The following is a 19,929-nucleotide window of genomic DNA, read 5'->3' on the forward strand; positions in this document are numbered from 1 at the left end:
CAGCAGTCTGGTGAACGCCACCGCCCGGGGCCGACACGTCAACGCGAGGGCACCCGCAGGGCCGGTCATAAGCAAGGGTCAGACCCCAGGTGGTGGCGCAGTCACGATGCTCGCAGTCGTAGGCGTCGGCAACAGTGCCGATCGAGGGGCGGATGCCGGCGTCGGCGAGATGATCTGTGAACGCGATGGATGTGTACTGCGACCCGGCGTCCGCGTGGCCGATCAGCTCTCCGGGCACGACCGGGCGACCCTCGCGGTCGCGCTGCCACAGCGCCATTCTCAGCGGCACGTCCACGAGCTCTACCGCCTTTGTCGACGCGACGTTCCACGCCACGATCCGTTGCGCGAAGACGTCAAGGATGAACGCGACGTAGACGAACCCCGCCCAGGTGCGGACATAGGTGAAGTCCATGACCCATGTCCGGTTCGGCGCCGGGGCGGTGAAGTCACGATCGAGCAGATCACCGGCACGTCGACCGTCCTTGCCCGGGATCGTGGTCCGTAGGCCCTTTGAGCGTCGGATCCCTTGCAGGTCAAGCGATCGCATCGCCCGGTCGACCGATCCTGGTGAGGCTCCAGGGCTCGTACGCCGCACCAGCGCGGTCATCTTCCGCCGCCCGTAGAGGCCCTCGGGCGTCAACCGGCGCACGCCCTCGTGATCGGTGCGCCAGGCCAGGTCACGGACCTGGTCGATGACGGCGGCGTCGCTGATCGTGCGGGCCGCGACCGGGCGGTTGGCGCGCGTCCATTCGCGGTAGGTCCGTGCGGCGATCTGGCAGCCCTGCTCACGCAGGACACGGCAGATCGACTCGACCGCATGGCCCTCGGTCCGCAACTCGTCGATGAACGCGACGATCAGCGGTTGCGGGGGTCGAGTTCCCCGGCGAAGAAAATCGAGGCCCGCCGAAGGATCTCGTTGTCCTCCTCGAGCCGGCGGACCTTCGCCTTCAGCTCGCGGATCTCAGCCAGCTCATCACTCGTCGCGCCCTGACGCTGACCGCCATCGACCTGAGCTTGGATCACCCACCGCCGCACGGTCTCCTTGCCCAGGCCCTCGCGACGCGCGACGACTTCGGCGGCTGCGGTCAACGACGAGTACTCCGGCAAGTGCTCCAGCACCTGCCGCACGCACCGCTCCTTGACCTGCGGATCGATCTTCTTCGGCATGCTGCTCATCCTCCTGGACTCAAACAGGAGCGGCATCAAACCTGGGGCGCTTCATTTTGTGTCAGTTCTGTGCCAGCAACGACGCTTCCGGCGCGCCGGACGAGCGTTTGCGCAGGTCAGCGAGCCCCGGACGGTGACACACCAGAAGATCTACACGATCTTCGAGGGCACCTCGGAGATCCAGCGGCTCGTCATCGCCCGGGCCATCTCGGGCGCGCAGATCCGGTAGCCGTCCGGAGGGTCCGAACGGCGCTCCGGTCGACGTAGCCTCGCGCCATGACGGACAGCTCTCGGGACCGGCGGGGCGCGTGGGTGCAGGCCCTGCTCGCAGCCCTCGTGGTGGCAGCGGCGCTGGTGGCGGCACCGGTGCCCGCAGCAGCAGCACCTCAGCAGGACGGGCCGGTGTGGACGCAGCCCCAGGGCCTCGCGCCCAGCCACCTGCAGCCCGACTTCCCCACCGCGGTGGCCGTCGGCCAGGGGGGCCGGGTCCTGGCGGTCTTCGGCTGCAACCGCGGGCGCGGCGCGACCGCGCGCCGTGCGCTGTGTGCCCGGTGGCGGGAGTGGGACGGCAGGATGGGTCCCACCCTCACGCTGGGCGACGCCGCCTCCGGAGCGGCCGAGGACGCGCCGGTCGACGCCGCGATCAGCACGGAGGGGATCGCCACCGTCGTGTGGGAGACCGCGGCCGGCCTGCAGCTGCGACGCGTGCGCGCCGGCGGCCGCCTCGGCGGCGAGCAGCTCCTCGCCACGGGCCGGGTGGAGACGGTCGCCGTGACGGCCGGGGACGCCGGCTCCGTCGCCGTGACGTGGGCCCAGGACCAGGCCCGGTCGGACCCGGCGCCCGTCACCGACGGAGTGCGGGTGCGGGTGGTGAGCGCCCGCGGCGTGGCCGGCCCGACGACCGTGCTGCCCGGGAACACCGTGCACCGCGTCGTGCCCGTCCCCGGCGGCGGAGACCTCGGGTACGCGGTGCTGACCTCCGACGCAGGCCTCACCCGCTCCGTCGCCCGCTACGACCTCACCGAGGTCGCCGAGGACGGCACCGTGCGTGCGACCACGGTGGTCGACGACGCGACCGTCGGGGTCGACGTCGCGACCCGCCACACCGGTGCGTTGGTCCTCGCCTGGTGGCGCTCGGAGGGCGACGAGCGGGTCCTCACCGTGCGCCGCTACCCCCAGGGTCTCGCCGGCCCCTCGAGGACGTTCCGGGCCGGGCCCGTGCACCCTCGTGGGGGCGAGGCCGTCCTCGCGAACACGTTCGACGGCCTCCAGCTGGTCTTCTCGACGGAGCGCGGCAGGCGGGTGGGCGTCGTGCCGTGGTCGGGTGGCAAGCCGCTGCGCCACGTCCCCCTCGCCGCCGGCGGCGAGGTGCATGCCGCGCGCGATCGCCTGGTCCTCCTCCACCCGGTCGCCTCGGTCGTCGGCCAGTACGTCGAGGTCCGGACGTGGGACGGCACGAGGCTGTCGCGGCCCAAGCGGGTCCTCGTCGACGACCGCTTCGACAACGAGTGCGGCGACAGCCGCTTCGACATCGCGAGCGCCCACGGGCACGTCGCCGTCGTCAACGTGCGCGAGCTGGGGTGCGTGCGGAGCGGCCTGGTCCGCGCCCAGGTCGTCGTCCGCGACTGATCGGGTGCCGAGGGGCGGTGCCGCCCGCGCCGGCCGCCGACCCCGCAGCAGCGCCGAGCCCTGCACCGCTTCGCCGAACTACTGGTGGAAGTCCTCGTCCGGCTCGCGCGACCTGCGGGAACGCGGCGGCCGGGACGACTTCCACCCGTCGTTCGGCGGCGTTCGCCCCGAGCGGGTCAGCTCGCCGCGTCGAACCGCAGCCCGAGGGCGTCGCGCACCTCGTCCACGGCCAGCCCCGCGAGGTCGAGCCGGCGCCGTACCTCATCCTCGTCGAGGTCGTCACTCGGCTCCTCCGCGCGCTGGAGGAGGTCGCCGGCGACGGCGAGCCGCGCCTCGTGCTCGGTGCACCCGATCCGCCGGTAGGACTCCAGCAGCCGTCGGCCGTCCTCGTCGAGCCAGTCGAGGGGGTCGTTCATCGGGTGTCTCCTTCGGCGGTGCGGGTGCGGTCGTGCGGTGGGCGGGCCGTCCCCCACGGCGGCCCGCCGACGGGCTCCAGTCTCCGAGGCGTCGAGCGCCCGGACCGACCACCGACCCGCCGCCCGGACGTTCCCGGACAACCACGGACAGCCGTGTGGGTCTCACTACGCTGGGTCCGCCGCCGGGACCGCGGCGCACGGCAGGGGAGGGGACTCGGGTGACCGACGAGCGCACGCGCGAGCACGCCGTGACGGCGGGGGGCGCCGGCGGCCGGTGGGACCGGTTCGCCGAGGAGCTGCAGGTGCTGCGGCGGGCGGCGGGGGAGCCGTCCTTCGCCGAGATCGCCCGCCGCGTGGCCGACCAGCGCGCCGCCGCAGGTGTCGACGAGCACGCCGCGCGCGTCGCCCGCACCACGGTGTACGACGCGTTCCGCACGGGCCGCGCGCGGGTCAACGTCCCGCTGGTCCGCGAGATCGTGGTCGCCCTCGACGCCGACCCCGCCCTGGTCGACGCCTGGCTGGCCGCGCCCGTCGAGCGGGTCGGAGCGGTTCCGCCGGTGCAGCCGGTCGAGCCCGTCGAGCCCGTGGCGGAGCCCGCGGCGGAGGGCCGCGTGCCGCGGCGCACCGCCCTGCTCCTCCTCGCCGCCTTCGTCGTCGCGAACGTCCTGGGCCGCACCTTCGTCGACCTCTTCGACCTGCCGATCTACCTCGACATGGTGGGGACGGCGGCGGCCGCGCTCGCGCTCGGGCCGTGGTACGGCGTGGCGGTCGCGGTCGTCACGAACCTCGCCGGGGTGGTGCCGAGCGGGGTGGCGTCGATCCCGTTCGTGCTGGTCAACGTGGCCGGCGCGCTGGTGTGGGGCTACGGCGTCCGCCGGTGGGGGATGGGGCGGACGCTGCTGCGGTTCTTCTCCCTCAACCTCGTGGTCGCGGCCGCGTGCAGCCTGGTCGCGGTGCCGATCCTGCTGGCGATGTTCGGCGGCTCCACCGGGCACGGCGAGGACCTGATCGTCGACACCTTCCTCGACGTCACCGGCAGCAGCGTGGTGGCGATCGCCGTCGGCAACCTCCTCGTCTCCCTCGCCGACAAGGTCATCAGCGGCTTCGCCGCGCTCGTGGCCGTCTCCGGCCTCCCGCCCCGGCTCCGCGCCGGGGTGCCGCTCCCGCTGACGCCGACCCCCGCGGGGCCGGAGAGCGCCGCGTGAGACAGCGCTTCCGCGGACGGATCGCCGGCGTCGGCACGACCGGCGGGGTCCGGATCGTCGTCGGGCACTGGCACGACACCCCGCTCGGCGCGTTCTCCGACGCGATGGTCGAGACGGCCGCCGGCCACCGGGTCCTCCTCGCCCCGCACGACGCCGCGGCGGACTTCATCGCCGCGACGTACACCTTCGACGAGGTCCGGATCGAGCCGTTCTCCGTCGTCGTCGGCGGGTCCGGCGACCGCGACCGGTGGCTCGTCCGCTCGGCGTCGCTCCGCCTCGACCTGGCCGTCGGCGGCCGGACGGGCCTGGGCCGCCTGCTCCGGCTCGTCCCCGACCGGCTGGCCACCGCGCCGGCGTTCTGCACCCTCACCGACCCGGTGGCGCGGCTCGTGCTCGCCGGTGTGCGGACCCGCGGCTCGGCCGCCGGCGACCGCCGCGAGTGGTACGGCGCGACCGACCACCACGCGGTGACCGCCGCCTCCGGCACCTTCGACGGCGCCGACCTCGGCACGCTCGCCCCGGTGGAGCCGCCCCCGCGCTTCGGGTTCTCCTCCACCCCGCCCCGCCCGTCGGTCACCAGCGTCGTGACGACCGTCCAGTCCTGACCCGGGCGAGAGGTACCCCGGCGGGTGTACCAGGCCGGAGGTCTCGGGCCTCCGCGACACCTTCTGGCCCGTCGCCTCGCCCCAGGACGTCAGGCGTACCACCTGGGCGGTACGCCTGCAGCCCCGAGACTCACGCCCGCACAGCAGGCATGACCGTCTCGGTGACGAGCCGCAGCGAGGCCCACGACGGCTCGGCGGGGAGGCCGCCGCAGGCGGGGTGGTTGGTGACGAGCCGGACCTCGCGGGAGCGGATGCGCTCGACGAGGTCGTCGGCGGTGCAGACGAGGTACACGCCGGCCGCCTGCATCTCCTCGACGGTGGTCGAGCTGTCCAGGACGTGGGAGGCGGCGTCGCCGTGCCAGGACTGGTACGCCGTGGCGTCGGCGAGCAGGTGGTGGCCCCACCTCTCCCAGAACTCCTCGGGCCGCTCGGCGCAGAACACGTTCGCCGGGCCGGGCGGCGCGGTGATCACCAGACCCGGCTCGCGGCCGAGCTCGCGGCACGCGGCGACGTACTCCTCCTCGAGCGCGGGGTCGCCGTGCTGCGGCTGGAAGGAGAGCCCGAGCCGCGCCGCGCGCCGGGCGGCCGCGGGCGTGCCGCCGCCGTAGAGAAGGAACGGGTGCGGGTCGCTGAACGGGCGCGGCGTGACCCGGCCGGTCGCCCACGCGTCGAGCATCGTGGTGATCCGCTCCTCGATGTCGCGGCCGCGGGTGCGCCAGGGCCGGTCGAACAGCGCGTACTCCACCTCGCGGTAGCCCAGCCCGAACGTGAAGCCCACCCGCCCCGCGGCCAGGTGGTCGAGCACCGCGATGTCCTCGGCGAGCCGTAGCGGGTCGTGCAGGTTGACCAGCAGCGCCGCGATCGTGATCGGCACCCGCGTGGTCACCGCCGCCATCGCGGAGGCGACCAGCATCGGCGAGGGCACGTAGCCGTCGTCGGAGGCGTGGTGCTCGGAGAGCATGATCGCGTCGTGGCCGTGCGCGTCGACGTACGCCGCCTGCTCGAGCGACCGCGCGTAGACCTCCTGCCGGGTGGCGGCGTCGCCGCCCGGGACGCGGAAGTCGTAGCGGGTGACGAAGGTGGTCATGGCTCCAGGGTGACGCTCCGGTTGACCCACGTCGAGGACACGACCATGCCGACCTTCTCGTAGAGCCCGCGTGCCCCCGCGCGGGTGTCGGTCGAGAGGTAGCAGCGCGCGGCGCCGTGCTCGCGGGCGCGGCCGAACGCGTCGACGAGCATCGCGGGCGCGAGCCCCCGGCCGCGGTGGTCGGGGCGGACGGCCACGCGGGCGACGTACGCCGCGTCCCCGGCGAGGAAGACGTGCGTCGCCCCGACGAGCTCGGCGGTCGCGCCGGAGCCGTGGAGGAGCAGGCGGAGGTTCCACGGCTCGGCGCCGGGGCGGTCCCAGACGCGGGCGCCGAAGTCGGCCAGCGGCATCCGCTCGCGCTCGGACCACTCGAGGAACGCGTCCTCGACCAGCGTCCACACCGCCTCGCGGTCGGCCTCGGTGGCGTCGCGCAGGCCGTAGCCCGCGGGCAGCGGCCGGGCCTCGATCTCGGCGCCCTCGGGCAGCTCGAGGTCCCAGGCGGTCCAGCGCACCTCGTAGCCGAGGTCGGCCATCAGCCGGTCGGCGGCGCTGCCCTCGGGCACCTGGGTCCCGACGCGCGTCGAGCCGGCGGCGCGAGCCCGCTCCTGGACCCAGCCGGCCAGCGCGGTGCCGATGCCGCGCCCGCGCTCGTCGGGGTGGACGGCGGTGTAGGCGACGTCGGGGGCGGAGAGGTCGGCGTAGGCGACCAGCCGGTCGCCGTCGAAGACGCCGACGGTGCTCGCGGCGACGTCGTACGACGGCCGCTGCCAGTCCGCGACGACGTCCTCGAGCGTCAGCTCGGCCTCGCCGAGGTCGACGACCTCCTCGGCGGCGACGACGGCGTGGACGGCCTCGGCGTCCTCGAGGGTCAGGGGGCGGGCGGTGAGCCCGGCGGGCAGCTGCATCAGTCGGTCCTCGTCAGGTCGGCGGCACGGTTGACCCACACCGACGTGGTCTCCATCCCGACCTTGAGGTACAGGTCGAGCGCCCCGGTGCGCGAGTCGGTGGACAGCTCGGCGCGGGGCGCGCCGTGCTCGCGCCCGACGGCGAAGCAGTCGGCGAGCAGCGCCTGGGCCAGCCCGCGGTGGCGGCGGTCGGCGCGGGTGGCCAGCTTGTCGACGTACGCCCACTCCTCGTTGACGTGCAGGGAGGCGACGGCGACGACGTCCCCGTCGGCGTCGGTGACGACGCGCAGGTGCCACGGCTCGAAGCCGGGCCGCTGCCACACGGTGGCGGCGAAGTCCTCGAAGGACTGCCGCTCGCGCACCGACCACTCCAGGAAGGCGTCCTCCACGACCGTCCAGGCGGCCTCGCGCTCGTCCTCGCGCGCCGCGCGGACAGCGTGCCCCGGAGGTAGGGGGCGGTCGGGGACGGTGCGGCCCGGCGGCAGCTGCAGCACCCAGCTGGTCCACCGCACCTCGTAGCCCAGCGAGGCCAGGAGCCGGTCGCCCGGGGAAGCCCTCGGGCACGGGCTGCCCGACGACGCTCGCACCGAGCCCGCGGGCGGTCGCGCGCACCCACGCGGCGAGCGCGGTGCCGATGCCGCGGCCGCGGACGTCGGGGTGGACCGCGACGTCGGCGCGGTCGACGTGGGTCAGCTCGGCGCAGGCGACCAGCCGGTCGCCGTCGAGGACACCGAGCGATCGGGCGGCGAGGTCGTACGACGGCCGCTGCCAGTCCGCGACGATGTCGGACTCCTCGATGACCACCTGCCCGAGGTCGGCCAGCTCGGAGGCCGCCATCACCTCGAAGACCGCGCGGGCGTCCTCCGGCACCAGCGGGCGGGCGGCGAGGCCGGCCGGGAGCGTGATCTGCACGCCGGAGATGAGACCACGGGGACGACCGACGGGGCCGCTCCTTTTCTCGGGAGCGGCCCCGTCCGGGGTGGTGCTGGGTGGTGCTGGGTGGTGCTGGTCGAGCGGTGGCTCAGGCGTTCTTGATCGCCGAGACGTCGAACTCGAGCTTGATCTTCTCCGAGACGAGGACGCCGCCGGTCTCGAGCGCGGCGTTCCAGGTGAGGCCCCAGTCCTTGCGGTTGATCGCGGTGCCGCCCTCGAAGCCCACGCGGAGGTTGCCGAAGGGGTCCTGCGCGGAGCCGGTCTCGTCGAACGCGACGGTGACGGCGTTGGTGACGCCCTTGATGGTCAGGTCGCCGGTGATCGCCCAGGTGTCGTCGTCGACCTTCTCGACCTTGGTCGAGCGGAAGGTGATCGTCGGGTTCGCCTCGGCGTCGAAGAAGTCGGCGGAGACCAGGTGGCCGTCGCGGTCGGCGGAGCCGGTGTCGATGCTGGCGGTCGTGATGGTCAGCGAGACGTTCGAGGCCGACGGGTTCGCGGCGTCGATGTGCGCGGTGCCCTCGAACTCCTTGAACGCGCCGCGGACGGTGGTGACCATCGCGTGGCGGGCGCTGAAGCCGATCCGGCTGTGCGAGGCGTCGATGGTGTAGTCGCCGGTGATGTCGGCGACGGCGGCGGTGGCGGGGTTGAAGACCGGCTCGGCGGCGACGGTCTCGGACTTGCGGCTGAAGATGCTCACGGGTGCTCCTCGGGAGGTGGTGGTGGAGGCTGGACGACGAAAGTCGTTCAGAATTCAACCACCAGAACGGACCGGGGTCCGGTTCCATTCCCGGGGCGCCCCTGTGGTCTGGACCACAGGGTCGGAGCGGTCAGGCGGCGGCGGATGCCGCGGCGTACGTCACCGGCGCCGGAGCGACGCTCCAGCGGGACTCCAGGCGCGTGCGCCCGTGCTCGTCGACGACGGGCACCCAGCGCTGCACGGGTCGGGTCCGGGACGTGGGGGACACCTGTGGTTCCTGCATGGGACACCTCCTGTTCACTTTCTGTTCACCGATGCTACCTCTTCCCCACTGGAGGCGCCAGCAAACGCACGACGCGGCGTGCTTCCCCCACCTGGTGGCGCGAGGAGGCGCAGCGGCGGGGTTCTCGCTCCCGCGACCCGCTCGGGGCCGTAGGCGGGGCCCGGGAGGCCGGACGGGGCGGTGACCCAGCGCACCGCGCTGCGGAAGAACGGCCCGGAGCGCGGAACCTCTACGGTGGGGAGGGTGAGCACCACCGACGACGCCCCTGCCCCCACGACCACCTTCGCGGACCTGGGCCTCGACGACTCCGTCCTGCGCGCGCTGAAGGACGTCGGGTACGAGACCCCGTCGCCCATCCAGGCCGCCACCATCCCCCCGCTGCTCGCCGGGCGCGACGTCGTCGGCCTGGCGCAGACCGGCACCGGCAAGACCGCCGCGTTCGCGCTGCCGATCCTCAGCCAGCTCGACCTCAAGCAGAAGACGCCGCAGGCGCTCGTGCTCGCCCCCACCCGTGAGCTCGCGCTCCAGGTGTGCGAGGCGTTCGAGCGGTACGCCGCGCACCTCAAGGGCGTCCACGTCCTGCCGGTCTACGGCGGCCAGGCGTACGGCGTACAGCTCTCCGCCCTGCGTCGCGGCGTCCACGTCGTCGTCGGCACGCCCGGCCGGATCATGGACCACCTGGAGAAGGGCACGCTCGACCTCTCCGAGCTGCGGTTCCTCGTGCTCGACGAGGCCGACGAGATGCTCAACATGGGCTTCGCCGAGGACGTCGAGACGATCCTCGCGAGCACGCCCGAGGACAAGAACGTCGCGCTGTTCTCCGCGACGATGCCCGCGCAGATCCGCCGGCTGTCCAAGAGCTACCTGCGCGACCCGCAGGAGATCACCGTCAAGGCGAGCTCCACGACGGCCGCGAACATCACCCAGCGCTACCTGCTCGTCAGCTACCCGCAGAAGGTCGACGCCCTCACGCGCATCCTCGAGGTCGAGAACTTCGAGGGGATGATCGTCTTCGTCCGCACCAAGCACGAGACCGAGACGCTCGCCGAGAAGCTGCGGGCCCGCGGGTTCTCCGCCGCCGCGATCAACGGCGACGTCGCGCAGGCGGTCCGCGAGCGCACCGTCAACCAGCTGAAGTCCGGCAAGCTCGACATCCTCGTCGCCACCGACGTCGCCGCCCGCGGCCTCGACGTCGAGCGGATCAGCCACGTCGTCAACTACGACATCCCGACCGACACCGAGTCCTACGTCCACCGCATCGGCCGCACCGGCCGCGCGGGCCGGACCGGCGACGCGATCTCGTTCGTCACCCCGCGCGAGCGCTACCTGCTCAAGCACATCGAGAAGGCGACCAAGCAGCCGCTCACGCAGATGCCGCTGCCGAACGTCGACGACGTCAACGCCACCCGGCTCTCGCGCTTCGACGACGCGATCACCGAGGCGCTCGGCCAGACCGACCGGATCGAGAAGTTCCGCGACATCATCGGGCACTACGTCAAGGAGTACGACGTGCCCGAGGTCGACGTGGCCGCCGCGCTCGCCGTCGTGGCCCAGGGCGACACCCCGCTGCTGCTCGACCCCGCCGCCGAGGTGCGCCCGCAGCGCCTCGACGACCGCCCCGACCGCAAGGACCGGGGCGACCGACCCGACCGGGGCGAGCGCCGCCCGCGCGGTCGCACCGACGTCCCCATGGCGACGTACCGCATCAACGTCGGCAAGCGGCACAAGGTCGAGCCGCGCCAGATCGTCGGCGCGATCGCCAACGAGGGCGGCCTGCAGCGGGCCGACTTCGGCCACATCCAGATCCGCCCGGACTTCTCGCTCGTCGAGCTGCCCGCAGACCTGTCGCCGACCGTGCTCAAGAAGCTCGAGGAGACCCGGATCTCCGGCAAGCTCATCGAGCTCCAGCCCGACAACGGCCCGGCCCGCCCGGCCCGCAAGCCGCGTCACAAGGGCTGACGGCGACTCGCTGCTCGGTGGCCGCTCCGGGGCTGCCGTGGGGGGTCTTCAGCGATCTTGTGGTCGCTCCACACGCGGTGTACGCCGTGTGGAGCGACACCAGGGTCGCTAGAGGAGCGCCGCCACCATCGCGGACGCGGCCACCTGGCCGGAGGCGGCCGCGATGAGCACCGAGGCCATCGCCATGGGGAGCGCGGCGACGTGCGCCATGTCGCCGGCGGCGTGGACCCGGGGGAGGCTGGTGCGGCCCATGACGTCGACCTCGACGCCGCCCGAGGGCAGGGTGGCCAGCCCCAGCTGCTCGGCGAACGGCGCCGCCTGCGCGCTGACCGGCACGACGAAGACGCCGGCGTAGTCCTCGGTCGAGCCGTCGGCGAAGGTGACGGTCGCCCCGCCGGAGCTGCGGCAGAACCCGGCGACCGGCTCGGTCCGCACCTCGACCCCGGCCGGCAGGTCGGCCTCGACCGGGCCGCCGTCGGCGAGCACGGCCAGGCGCGACGCCACCGGCGCCATGATCCGCGACAGGTGGCCCGCGGCCGGGCCGGCGCCGAGCAGGGCGACCGGCCGGCCGGCGTACTCATGACCGTGGCAGAACGGGCAGTGCGCCGCCTCCCGGCCCCACAGCTCGGCCAGCCCGGGCTTGTCGGGGAGCGTGTCGCGCAGGCCGGTCGCGAGCACCAGCCCGCGCGCCCGCACGGTGGGGCCGCCGGCGAGCTCGACGCGGAAGCCGTCGCCGACTTGGGCGACCCGCTCGGCCGCGGCGTCGCGCACGTCGACGGTGTCGTACGCCGCCAGCTCGGCGCGGGCGGCCGCGCGCAGGTCCGCGGGCGGCGTGCCGTCGTGGCTGAGGAAGTTGTGCATCGCGTCGACGGTGGCGTTGCGGTAGCGGCCGCTGTCGAGCAGCAGCACCGACCGGTGCACGCGGCCGAGGGTGAGGGCGGCCTGGAGGCCGGCGGGGCCACCGCCGATGACGACGGCGTCGAACGGGGTCTGTGACTTGTCCATGTCGGCAGTCTGTGAGTTCATGTCGACATGAAGTCAAGCGAGCGCGTCCAGCGGTGGTCCGTGGGCGATCTGGCCGGCCGGTTCGGCCTGGCGACCCACGTCCTGCGGCACTGGGAGGACGTCGGGCTGCTCACCCCGGCCCGGGACGCGGCGGGCCGGCGCCGCTACGGCCAGGACGAGGTGGTCCGCGTCGCAGTGATCATCCGCAGCAAGGCCGCGGGCATGAGCCTGGAGCAGATCGCGGTGATGCTCGACGCCGAGGCCGAGGACCGCCAGGTCGTGCTGCAGGCACACCTCGACGACCTCGACCGGCGGATGAGGGAGATGGAGCGCTCGCGGGAGATGACCGAGCACGCGCTGCGCTGCGGGGCCCACGACATCGCCACCTGCCCGCGCTTCAAGGCCGCGGTGACCGACCTGGTCGAGGGCAAGCTCGACGCCTTCCCCACCGGCCACGAGATCCACGCGATGCTCGGCTGACGCGCGGACTGGTAGAAGGGTCCGCATGCGCCGTCTCGGGAGCCTCGCCACGACCGTCCTCCTGCTGGGGGCGGCCACGACCGGCTGCACGGCCGGCGACGACGACGGGGACGGGCCGGGGCCCGAGGAGGCCGCGGCGGAGCTCGCCGCTGGGCTGGCCGCCGGCGAGCTGACCGGGGTGGCGTTCACGACCGTCACCGACGACCAGGCGCAGGCGGCGTACGACGAGGTGGTCGCCGGGCTCGCCACCGGCGAGGACGGCCCGACGCCGGCCGTCGAGGTCGGCGAGGTCACCGAGACCGAGGAGGGCGCCGCCACCGCCACCCTGACCTGGACCTGGCCGGTGCTCGAGGGCGTCGACGGCGGGTGGAGCTATGAGTCCGAGGTGGCGCTGATGGACCTCGACGGCGCGTGGCGGGCGGTGTGGCTGCCCTCGCTGGTCCACCCGGGGCTCGAGGACGGCGCGGTGCTGGAGCGGACGACCATCCGGGCCGCCCGCGGCGACATCACCGGCGCCCGCGGGCTGGCGCTGGTCACCGACCGGCCGGTCGTCTCCTACGGGGTCGACCGAGCCCGCGTCCCGAAGCGGCAGGCGGTCGCCGACGCCCGTGCGCTGGCCGGCCTGGTCGACGTCGACGCCGAGGCGTACGCCGCGCGGGTGCGAGCGGCGGGGGACCAGGCGTTCGTCGAGGCGATCACCTACCGGCGCGAGGAGGTGCCGGCGGGGCTGGTCGCCTCGACCGGCCCGCTGCGCGGCGTCATCGCCATCCCCGGCGAGCGCCCGCTCGCACCGACCCGGGAGTTCGCCGCGCCCGTCCTGGGCTCGGTCGGCGAGGTGACCGCCGAGATGGTCGCCGAGGACCCGACCCTCCGGCCCGGCGACCAGGCCGGCCTGTCGGGCCTGCAGGCGCGCTACGAGGACCAGCTGCGCGGCGAGCCGGGCGTCGTGGTCGACGCGATCGGCCCCGGCGGGGAGGAGCGCGAGCTGTTCCGCGTCGAGGCGACGCCGGGCGAGGAGCTCGTCCTCACCCTCGACGTCGACCTGCAGTCCGCGGCCGAGGCGGTGCTCGCCGACGTGCGCCCCGGCAGCGCCCTCGTCGCGGTCCGGCCGAGCGACGGCGCGCTCCTCGCGGTCGCCAACGGCCCGGGCAACGACGGCCTCAACCTGGCGACGTACGGCCAGCTGGCCCCCGGCTCGACGTTCAAGACGGTCACCAGCCTCGCCCTGCTGCGCGCCGGCCTCGAGCCCGGCACGACCGTCCCGTGCACCCCGACGCTCGAGGTGGACGGTCGGCGCTTCACCAACTACTCCGACTACCCCGCCTCGGCGCTGGGCCCGGTCCCGCTGCGCACCGCGGTGGCGCACAGCTGCAACACCGCCTTCATCTCCCAGCGCGACCGGCTCGATCGCGATGGCTCCGGTGACGCGCTGCTCGAGGCGGCCGCTTCCCTCGGCCTCGGCCTCGACCACGACCTCGGCTTCCCGGCGTACTTCGGCAGCGTCGAGCCGCCCGCGTCGCAGACCCAGGCGGCGGCGGACCTCATCGGCCAGGGCAGGGTGCTGGCCTCGCCGATGGTGATGGCGACGGTGATGGCGAGCGTGCAGCAGGGCGCGACGGTCGTGCCGCGGCTGCTGGAGCAGGTCGAGGTGTCGGTCCCCGAGGGCGTCGCGCCGCTGCAGGCCACCGAGGCGGACGCCCTGCGGTCGCTGCTCCGTTCGGTGGTCACCGACGGCAGCGGGGCGCAGCTCGCCGACGTGCCGGGGCCGCCGGTGCTCGCCAAGACCGGCACGGCCGAGTTCGAGGACGGCGGCCGGATCGCGACCCACGCGTGGATGGTCGCGGCCCAGGGCGACCTGGCCGTCGCGGTCCTCGTCGAGCGCGGGGCGTCGGGGTCCAGCACGGCCGGGCCGCTGCTGGAGGAGTTCCTCAGGACGGCCCGCCGGCTCGGGGGTTGAGACCGAGCCGGCGGACCGACGGCCGGCCGAGGAGTGGGGGACCGCGGCCGGACAAGGGAGAACCCCTCGCCGCATGGGGTCGGCAAGGGGTTCAGTGCCGTCTTCTCGGTGCTCCCTCCGAAGTCGACATGCACGAGCATTCCACGGCGTCCGGGACGTGTCAGCGATTTGGCGCAAGACGTCGAGGTGACAGGCTTCACGTCATGACCGGACCAGACCGCCTGCCCCTGCTCGACGACCACCACCGCGACCTCCTCATCGGCGGCCGGTGGCGCCCGGCCGGGTCCGGCGCACGCTTCGAGGTCCTCGACCCGGCCGACGCCTCGGTGCTCACCGACGTCGCCGACGCCACGGTCGACGACGCGGTCGCCGCGCTCGACGCGGCCGTCGCGGCGCAGGCCGACTGGGCCCGCACCGCCCCGCGCGAGCGTGGCGAGATCCTGCGCCGGGCCTTCGAGCTGGTCGCCGAGCGGGCCGACGACTTCGCCCTGCTGATGAGCCTGGAGATGGGCAAGACCGTCGCGGAGGCCAAGGGCGAGGTGGCCTACGGCAACGAGTTCTTCCGCTGGTTCTCCGAGGAGGCCGTGCGCATCCACGGCCGCTACATGGCCAACCCCGCCGGCGGCAGCCGGCTGCTGACGCTGAAGAAGCCGGTCGGGCCCTGCCTGTTCGTGACGCCGTGGAACTTCCCGCTCGCCATGGGCACCCGCAAGATCGGCCCGGCCATCGCCGCGGGCTGCACGATGGTCGTCAAGCCGGCCGCGCAGACCCCGCTGACCATGCTCGCGCTGGCCGCCGTCCTCGCCGAGGCCGGCCTGCCCGACGGCGTGCTCAACGTCGTGCCCTCGACCGCCGCCGCGGAGATCAGCGAGGCGCTGCAGGCCGACGACCGGCTGCGGAAGGTCTCCTTCACCGGCTCGACCGCCGTCGGCCGGATCATGGTGCGCCAGTCGGCCGAGCGGCTGCAGCGGGTGAGCATGGAGCTCGGCGGCAACGCGCCGTTCCTCGTCTTCGGCGACGCCGACCTCGACGCCGCGGTCGACGGCGCGATGGTCGCGAAGATGCGCAACATGGGCGAGGCGTGCACTGCGGCCAACCGGTTCCTCGTGCACGCCGACGTGGCCGAGGAGTTCGGCCGCCGCCTCGCCGAGCGGATGGGCGCGCTGCGGCTCGGCCGCGGCCAGGACGAGGGCACCGACGTCGGCCCGCTCATCGACGAGTCGGCGGTCACGTCGGTCGGCGGACTGGTCGAGGACGCCGTCCGCGACGGCGCCCGGGTGCTGGTCGGCGGCGAGCCGCACGAGGGTCCCGGCTACTTCTTCACCCCGACGGTCCTGCTCGACGTGCCGCAGCACTCCGCGATCAACGCCGAGGAGATCTTCGGCCCGGTCGCGCCGATCACGACGTTCACCACCGAGGAGGAGGCCGTCGCGAAGGCCAACGACACCGAGTACGGCCTGGCCTCCTACGTCTTCACCCGCGACCTCGCGCGCACGATCCGGCTGGCGGAGTCGCTGGAGTTCGGCATGGTCGGCGTCAACACCGGGCTGATCTCCACCCCGGCCGCGCCGTTCGGCGGGATCAAGGCGAGCGGGTTCGGCCGCGAGGGCGGCTTCGAGGGGATCGAGGAGTACCTCGAGACGACGTACGTCGCGCTGCCCGCCGGCTGAGCGGCTCCCGCTCGGTGCCAGGATGCGGCCATGGAGCCGTACGCCGAGCCGCGCGAGCAGTACCGCCGCTTCGCCGACGAGGCCGCCGACTCCCCGTGCTTCCGCGACTGGGCGCTCGCCGTCGCCGAGGACCCCGAGGTGCTGGCCTGGCTGGCCGACCTGCCCGCCGGGAAGGCCCAGCCCAACCTCGTGCTCGCCGCGGCCCGGTGGCACGGCGTACCCGCTCCCGGGCCGTACGCCGCGCTCCGCGAGGCGCTGCTCGGGCCGGCCTCCGCGCGGGTGCGCGCGACGGTGCTCGAGCGGCGCACCCAGACCAACGAGGTACGTCGCCTGGCGACCCTCGTCCCGGCGTTCGCGGCCCTCGGGCTGGACGAGCCGGTGGCGCTCCTCGAGGTCGGCGCGAGCGCGGGTCTGTGCCTCTTCCCGGACCGCTGGGGCTACCGGTGGACCGCGCCGGACGGCCGGACCCTGGCCGAGGCGCCGCTGGCCGGCGCCGGCGAGCTGACCTGCACCGTCGAGCTGCACGCCGACGCGGCCGGCCCGCCGCCGTACCCGGCGCTCCCGCCGTCCGTGGCCTGGCGCGGCGGGCTGGACCTCCACCCGCTCGACGTCTCCGACCCCGACACGGCGGCCTGGCTGGCGACGCTGGTGTGGCCCGAGCACACCGACCGCCGCGAGCTGCTGGCCCGCGCCGTCGAGGTGGCCCGCGCCGAGCCGCCGGACCTGCGCGCGGGCGACCTGCTCACCGACCTCCCGCCGCTGGTGGAGGAGGCCGCGGCCCACGGGCCGGTGGTCGTCTTCCACAGCGCCGTGGCCGCCTACCTGTCCGCGCCCGACCGGGAGCGCTTCCACGAGCTGATGACCGGCCTGGTCGCGGCCGGCGCCTGCCACTGGGTCAGCAACGAGGCACCCGGCGTGCTGCCCCGGGTGACGGCCACCGGGCCGACGCCGCCCGACACCCCGACGTTCGTGCTCGGCGTCGACGGCCGGGCCGTCGCCTGGACGCACGGCCACGGCCGGTCGCTGACGTGGCTGTGAGCGCCGCGAGGTGGATTGAGGCGGCGCCGGGAGGGGAAGGAGCGGTCGGCCGGACCTCACTGCTGGGAGAAACGATGACCGCCGCGCCTGGGAGCGACCCCGCCGACGACCGCGCCGACGCCCGCGCCGCTGCCCGCCTGGCGCGGCCGGCCCGGCGGCTCGTCAACCACCCCTGGCTGCTCGTCGCCGCGATCCTCAGCACCTGGGTCGGCTGCTCCCTGGCCTACGCCGCGCTCGAGGACAAGGGCCCCGTGGAGTCGCTGTGGTGGGGCGTGGTCACCGGCTCGACCGTCGGGTACGGCGACTCCTACCCCGCCAGCACCGCCGGCCGGGCCGTGGCCGTCGTGCTCATCGTCGCGATGCTCGTCCTGGTCCCGATCGCCATCGGCCACGTGATCGCCGGGCTGGTGCACGACCGCGACCAGTTCAGCCACGACGAGCAGGTCGCCCTCGCCGAGACCATCGAGTCCCTCCACGACCGCGTCGAGCTGCTCCAGCACCTGCTCGTCGACAGCCTCGCCGACGCCCACGGCGAGGAGTGGCTGCGCGAGCGGCTCGGTGAGCACCGGCACGGCGCCGTCCCGGACGACGTGACGGCTGCCGACGACGTGGACGACCGCATGCTCCGGCTGTTCCGGGCCGAACGGCCGTGACCCCGACCGGCACCACCCCCCACCCGCGCACCACCCCTCGGAGGAACCGATGACCACCACCGCCCGACGTCGGATGCGCTCGACGAGCGTCGCCCTCGGGGTCACCGCGCTGATGGCGGCCGGCCTGACCGGCTGCTCGTCCTCGGCCGACTACGCCGCGGTCTGCGTGAACCCCGAGACCGAGGAGCGGGTCGACGACGACGAGTGCGACGACGACCGCGACTACAACGGCGTCGGCACGGGCTTCTTCTGGTACTACCTCGGCGCGAGCTCGCGGGTGCCGTCGGTCGGGTCGCCCGTCTCCGGCGGCACCTGGAACGGCTCCTCGCTCTCCGGCAAGGTCCAGCGCGGCGGCCTGCCCTCGACCGGCGGCTCGACGGTGAAGTCGACGACCAAGACCGGCGGGTTCGGCGGCAGCAGCCGCGGCTTCTCCGGCTGACCGCGCGCCCCGCGCCGTACCTCCCCCACCCCGACCCGCGAAGGAAACCGATGTCCGACCTGCTCAACGCCCTCGGCCACGCCGTCGTCTACGCCGTGCTCGCCGGCCTGCTGCTGGTGGCCGCCTACTACGTGCTGGACCTGGTCACCCCGGGCCACCTCGGCAGCCACCTGCGCGGCATCGACGAGCGCGGCGAGGAGTCGGTGCACGCGGCCAGCCGCTCCGCCGGCGTCGTGACCGGCGCGTGGCTGGTCTCCAACGCCGCCGTCCTGTTCACCGCGATCTGGACCAACGGGGAGACCGATCTGGGCTGGGCGCTGGCCTGGACGCTGTCCTTCGGCGTGCTCGGCATCGTGCTCAACGCGGCCATGTTCTTCGTCATCGAGGCGATCACGCCGGGCGACCTGCGCACGATCGTCACCTCCGCCGGACCCGTGCGCCCCCTGGCGTACGTCGCCGCGGCGGTCGCGCTCAGCACCGGCGCGATCGTCTGCGCGAGCATCGCCTGATGTGGCGCCACCGCGCCCGCCCGCGCCCTGACTGGGAGCGGATCGTCACCGAGCAGGGGCTGATCTTCCCCACGACGGACAAGCCGGACGGCACCAAGGTGCCGTACTGGAACGAGGCCGCGTGGTACGAGCTGACCCTCGACGAGGTCGAGATGCTCGAGGCCGCGACCGAGGAGCTGTGGGCGATGTGCGTCGACGCGGCCGGGCACATGGCCGCGACGATGACCGACCAGCGGCTCGGCCTCCCGCCCGGCACGCTCGCGCTGGTGCGGGAGTCGATCGCGCGGGAGGACCCCGCGGTCTACGCCCGCTTCGACCTCGCCTACGGCGCCGACGGCTCGGTGAAGATGCTCGAGGTCAACGGCGACACCCCGACCGGGCTGGTCGAGACGGGCGTCGCGCAGTGGCGGTGGGTCGAGGACGTCATGACCGACATCGACCAGTGGAACAGCGTCCACGACCGGCTGGTCAACTGCTGGCGTCGGCTGCTCAACTTCGGCTCGCTCGGCGACGGTCGGGTGCACTTCCTCTACGACCTCGGGGAGGAGGGCTCCTACGACGGCGGCGAGATGGAGATGACCGTCACCTACCTGATGGACTGCGCCATCCAGGCCGGCGTCACCGCCCTCGCGCAGCCGATCGCGGAGGTGGGCTGGAACCCCGACGCCCGCGAGTTCCGCGACGTGCACGACCAGCCGATCCGCACGGCCTTCAAGCTCTACCCCTGGGAGGAGATGCTCGGGGAGGACTTCGGCCGGCTCATCGTCGACGGGGCCGAGCGGCAGCCCGTGCGCTGGTTCGAGCCGCCGTGGAAGGTGCTGCTGTCGACCAAGGCGATCCTGCCGGTGCTGTGGGAGCGCAACCCTGGGCACCGCCTGCTGCTGCCGGCCCACTTCGACGAGCCGCGCGACCTCCAGGAGTGGGTCGCCAAGCCGCTGCACGGCCGCGAGGGCGACAACATCCGCATCCACCTCGCCGACGGGTACGAGACCCGGATGCCGGGCGTGTACGGCGAGGAGGGGTTCGTCTACCAGGGCTACACCCAGCTGCCGGTCTACGAGGGCAACCACGTCGTCCTCGGCTCGTGGATCGTCGACGGCCAGGCGGCCGGCATGATCGTGCGCGAGTCCGACGGCCCGGTCACCGACTACTTCAGCCGGGTCGTCCCGCACGCCATCAGCGACGCCCTCTCCCCCGACGACGCCCAGGTGCAGGCCTGGATCCTCGACCGGGTCCCCGCCGACCCGCCCCGGTTGCCGCCGGGGGCCTGAGGGCCGGTGCGGGCGGTGTCG

General features: G+C 74.1%; 20 protein-coding genes and 2 pseudogenes. 13 read left to right on the forward strand and 9 right to left on the reverse strand.

What is annotated here, in order from left to right:
• Positions 1–115: 115 nt before the first annotated feature.
• A pseudogene (locus tag QWY28_RS09590) lies at positions 116–1,167 on the reverse strand (IS3 family transposase); the annotation flags it as partial.
• A 133-nt stretch (positions 1,168–1,300) separates the two neighbouring features.
• Between QWY28_RS09590 and QWY28_RS09595 the strand changes: the two are divergent.
• Both QWY28_RS09595 and QWY28_RS09600 read left to right on the forward strand, forming a co-directional pair.
• Positions 1,301–1,396 (forward strand): acyl-CoA dehydrogenase family protein, encoded by a 96-nt coding sequence (locus tag QWY28_RS09595; protein ID WP_300952309.1) that lies wholly within the window; start codon positions 1,301–1,303, stop codon positions 1,394–1,396.
• Positions 1,397–1,443: 47 nt separating this feature from the next.
• Positions 1,444–2,796 (forward strand): hypothetical protein, encoded by a 1,353-nt coding sequence (locus QWY28_RS09600; RefSeq protein ID WP_300952310.1) that lies wholly within the window; start codon positions 1,444–1,446, stop codon positions 2,794–2,796.
• A gap of 176 nt (positions 2,797–2,972) precedes the next feature.
• Here the strand turns inward: QWY28_RS09600 and QWY28_RS09605 are convergent, their stop codons facing one another.
• Complete coding sequence (locus QWY28_RS09605; RefSeq protein WP_300952311.1) at positions 2,973–3,212, reverse strand: hypothetical protein; 240 nt, start codon at positions 3,210–3,212, stop codon at positions 2,973–2,975.
• Between the two features lie 218 nt (positions 3,213–3,430).
• On the opposite strand from QWY28_RS09605, the gene QWY28_RS09610 reads away from it, so the two are divergent.
• Together QWY28_RS09610 and QWY28_RS09615 are read left to right on the forward strand one after the other, a co-directional pair.
• Positions 3,431–4,417: a hypothetical protein gene (locus QWY28_RS09610; RefSeq protein ID WP_300952312.1), complete on the forward strand. Its 987-nt coding sequence runs from the start codon at positions 3,431–3,433 to the stop codon at positions 4,415–4,417.
• Entirely contained in the window at positions 4,414–5,022 is a 609-nt protein-coding gene (locus tag QWY28_RS09615) for a hypothetical protein (protein WP_300952313.1), read from the forward strand. The genes QWY28_RS09610 and QWY28_RS09615 overlap by 4 nt, the downstream gene beginning before the upstream one ends.
• Positions 5,023–5,152: 130 nt before the next feature.
• Here QWY28_RS09615 and QWY28_RS09620 read toward each other — a convergent pair whose 3' ends face one another.
• The 6 genes and pseudogenes from QWY28_RS09620 to QWY28_RS09645 all read right to left on the reverse strand — a co-directional run bounded on the left by QWY28_RS09620 (position 5,153) and on the right by QWY28_RS09645 (position 8,912).
• Positions 5,153–6,109, reverse strand: a complete 957-nt coding sequence (locus tag QWY28_RS09620) for an LLM class flavin-dependent oxidoreductase (protein ID WP_300952314.1) — start codon at positions 6,107–6,109, stop codon at positions 5,153–5,155.
• A complete protein-coding gene (locus tag QWY28_RS09625) occupies positions 6,106–7,014 on the reverse strand; it encodes a GNAT family N-acetyltransferase (RefSeq protein ID WP_300952644.1) in 909 nt (302 codons plus the stop codon). The genes QWY28_RS09620 and QWY28_RS09625 overlap by 4 nt, the downstream gene beginning before the upstream one ends.
• Positions 7,014–7,526 carry a GNAT family N-acetyltransferase gene (locus QWY28_RS09630; protein WP_300952645.1) on the reverse strand — a complete coding sequence of 171 codons (513 nt, stop codon included), beginning with the start codon at positions 7,524–7,526 and terminating at the stop codon, positions 7,014–7,016. Before QWY28_RS09630 ends, QWY28_RS09625 begins: the two co-directional genes overlap by 1 nt.
• A gap of 127 nt (positions 7,527–7,653) precedes the next feature.
• A pseudogene (locus tag QWY28_RS09635) lies at positions 7,654–7,851 on the reverse strand (GNAT family N-acetyltransferase); the annotation flags it as partial.
• A 184-nt stretch (positions 7,852–8,035) separates the two neighbouring features.
• Entirely contained in the window at positions 8,036–8,644 is a 609-nt protein-coding gene (locus QWY28_RS09640; RefSeq protein WP_300952315.1) for a YceI family protein, read from the reverse strand.
• 130 nt (positions 8,645–8,774) lie between these two features.
• Positions 8,775–8,912 (reverse strand): hypothetical protein, encoded by a 138-nt coding sequence (locus tag QWY28_RS09645; protein ID WP_300952316.1) that lies wholly within the window; start codon positions 8,910–8,912, stop codon positions 8,775–8,777.
• A gap of 258 nt (positions 8,913–9,170) precedes the next feature.
• Here QWY28_RS09645 and QWY28_RS09650 point away from each other — a divergent pair, with 258 nt between their 5' ends.
• Positions 9,171–10,886 carry a DEAD/DEAH box helicase gene (locus tag QWY28_RS09650; protein ID WP_300952317.1) on the forward strand — a complete coding sequence of 572 codons (1,716 nt, stop codon included), beginning with the start codon at positions 9,171–9,173 and terminating at the stop codon, positions 10,884–10,886.
• Between the two features lie 108 nt (positions 10,887–10,994).
• Here the strand turns inward: QWY28_RS09650 and QWY28_RS09655 are convergent, their stop codons facing one another.
• Entirely contained in the window at positions 10,995–11,891 is an 897-nt protein-coding gene (locus QWY28_RS09655; RefSeq protein WP_300952318.1) for an NAD(P)/FAD-dependent oxidoreductase, read from the reverse strand.
• A gap of 27 nt (positions 11,892–11,918) precedes the next feature.
• On the opposite strand from QWY28_RS09655, the gene QWY28_RS09660 reads away from it, so the two are divergent.
• The 8 genes from QWY28_RS09660 to QWY28_RS09695 all read left to right on the forward strand — a co-directional run bounded on the left by QWY28_RS09660 (position 11,919) and on the right by QWY28_RS09695 (position 19,908).
• Positions 11,919–12,371 carry a MerR family transcriptional regulator gene (locus QWY28_RS09660; protein WP_300952319.1) on the forward strand — a complete coding sequence of 151 codons (453 nt, stop codon included), beginning with the start codon at positions 11,919–11,921 and terminating at the stop codon, positions 12,369–12,371.
• A gap of 25 nt (positions 12,372–12,396) precedes the next feature.
• Positions 12,397–14,328: a penicillin-binding transpeptidase domain-containing protein gene (locus tag QWY28_RS09665; RefSeq protein WP_300952320.1), complete on the forward strand. Its 1,932-nt coding sequence runs from the start codon at positions 12,397–12,399 to the stop codon at positions 14,326–14,328.
• A gap of 203 nt (positions 14,329–14,531) precedes the next feature.
• Positions 14,532–15,998, forward strand: a complete 1,467-nt coding sequence (locus QWY28_RS09670) for an NAD-dependent succinate-semialdehyde dehydrogenase (protein ID WP_300952321.1) — start codon at positions 14,532–14,534, stop codon at positions 15,996–15,998.
• 30 nt (positions 15,999–16,028) lie between these two features.
• On the forward strand, positions 16,029–17,036 hold the full coding sequence (locus QWY28_RS09675) for a DUF2332 domain-containing protein (protein ID WP_300952322.1): 1,008 nt from the start codon (positions 16,029–16,031) through the stop codon (positions 17,034–17,036).
• 74 nt (positions 17,037–17,110) lie between these two features.
• Complete coding sequence (locus QWY28_RS09680) at positions 17,111–17,689, forward strand: potassium channel family protein (RefSeq protein WP_300952323.1); 579 nt, start codon at positions 17,111–17,113, stop codon at positions 17,687–17,689.
• A 49-nt stretch (positions 17,690–17,738) separates the two neighbouring features.
• Positions 17,739–18,128 carry a hypothetical protein gene (locus QWY28_RS09685; protein ID WP_300952324.1) on the forward strand — a complete coding sequence of 130 codons (390 nt, stop codon included), beginning with the start codon at positions 17,739–17,741 and terminating at the stop codon, positions 18,126–18,128.
• A 50-nt stretch (positions 18,129–18,178) separates the two neighbouring features.
• Complete coding sequence (locus tag QWY28_RS09690) at positions 18,179–18,637, forward strand: DUF350 domain-containing protein (RefSeq protein WP_300952325.1); 459 nt, start codon at positions 18,179–18,181, stop codon at positions 18,635–18,637.
• Positions 18,637–19,908: a glutathionylspermidine synthase family protein gene (locus QWY28_RS09695; RefSeq protein WP_300952326.1), complete on the forward strand. Its 1,272-nt coding sequence runs from the start codon at positions 18,637–18,639 to the stop codon at positions 19,906–19,908. Before QWY28_RS09690 ends, QWY28_RS09695 begins: the two co-directional genes overlap by 1 nt.
• Positions 19,909–19,929: the final 21 nt, after the last annotated feature.

The sequence above is a fragment of the Nocardioides oceani genome (assembly GCF_030412965.1).
Classification (GTDB): Bacteria; Actinomycetota; Actinomycetes; order Propionibacteriales; family Nocardioidaceae; genus Nocardioides; species Nocardioides oceani.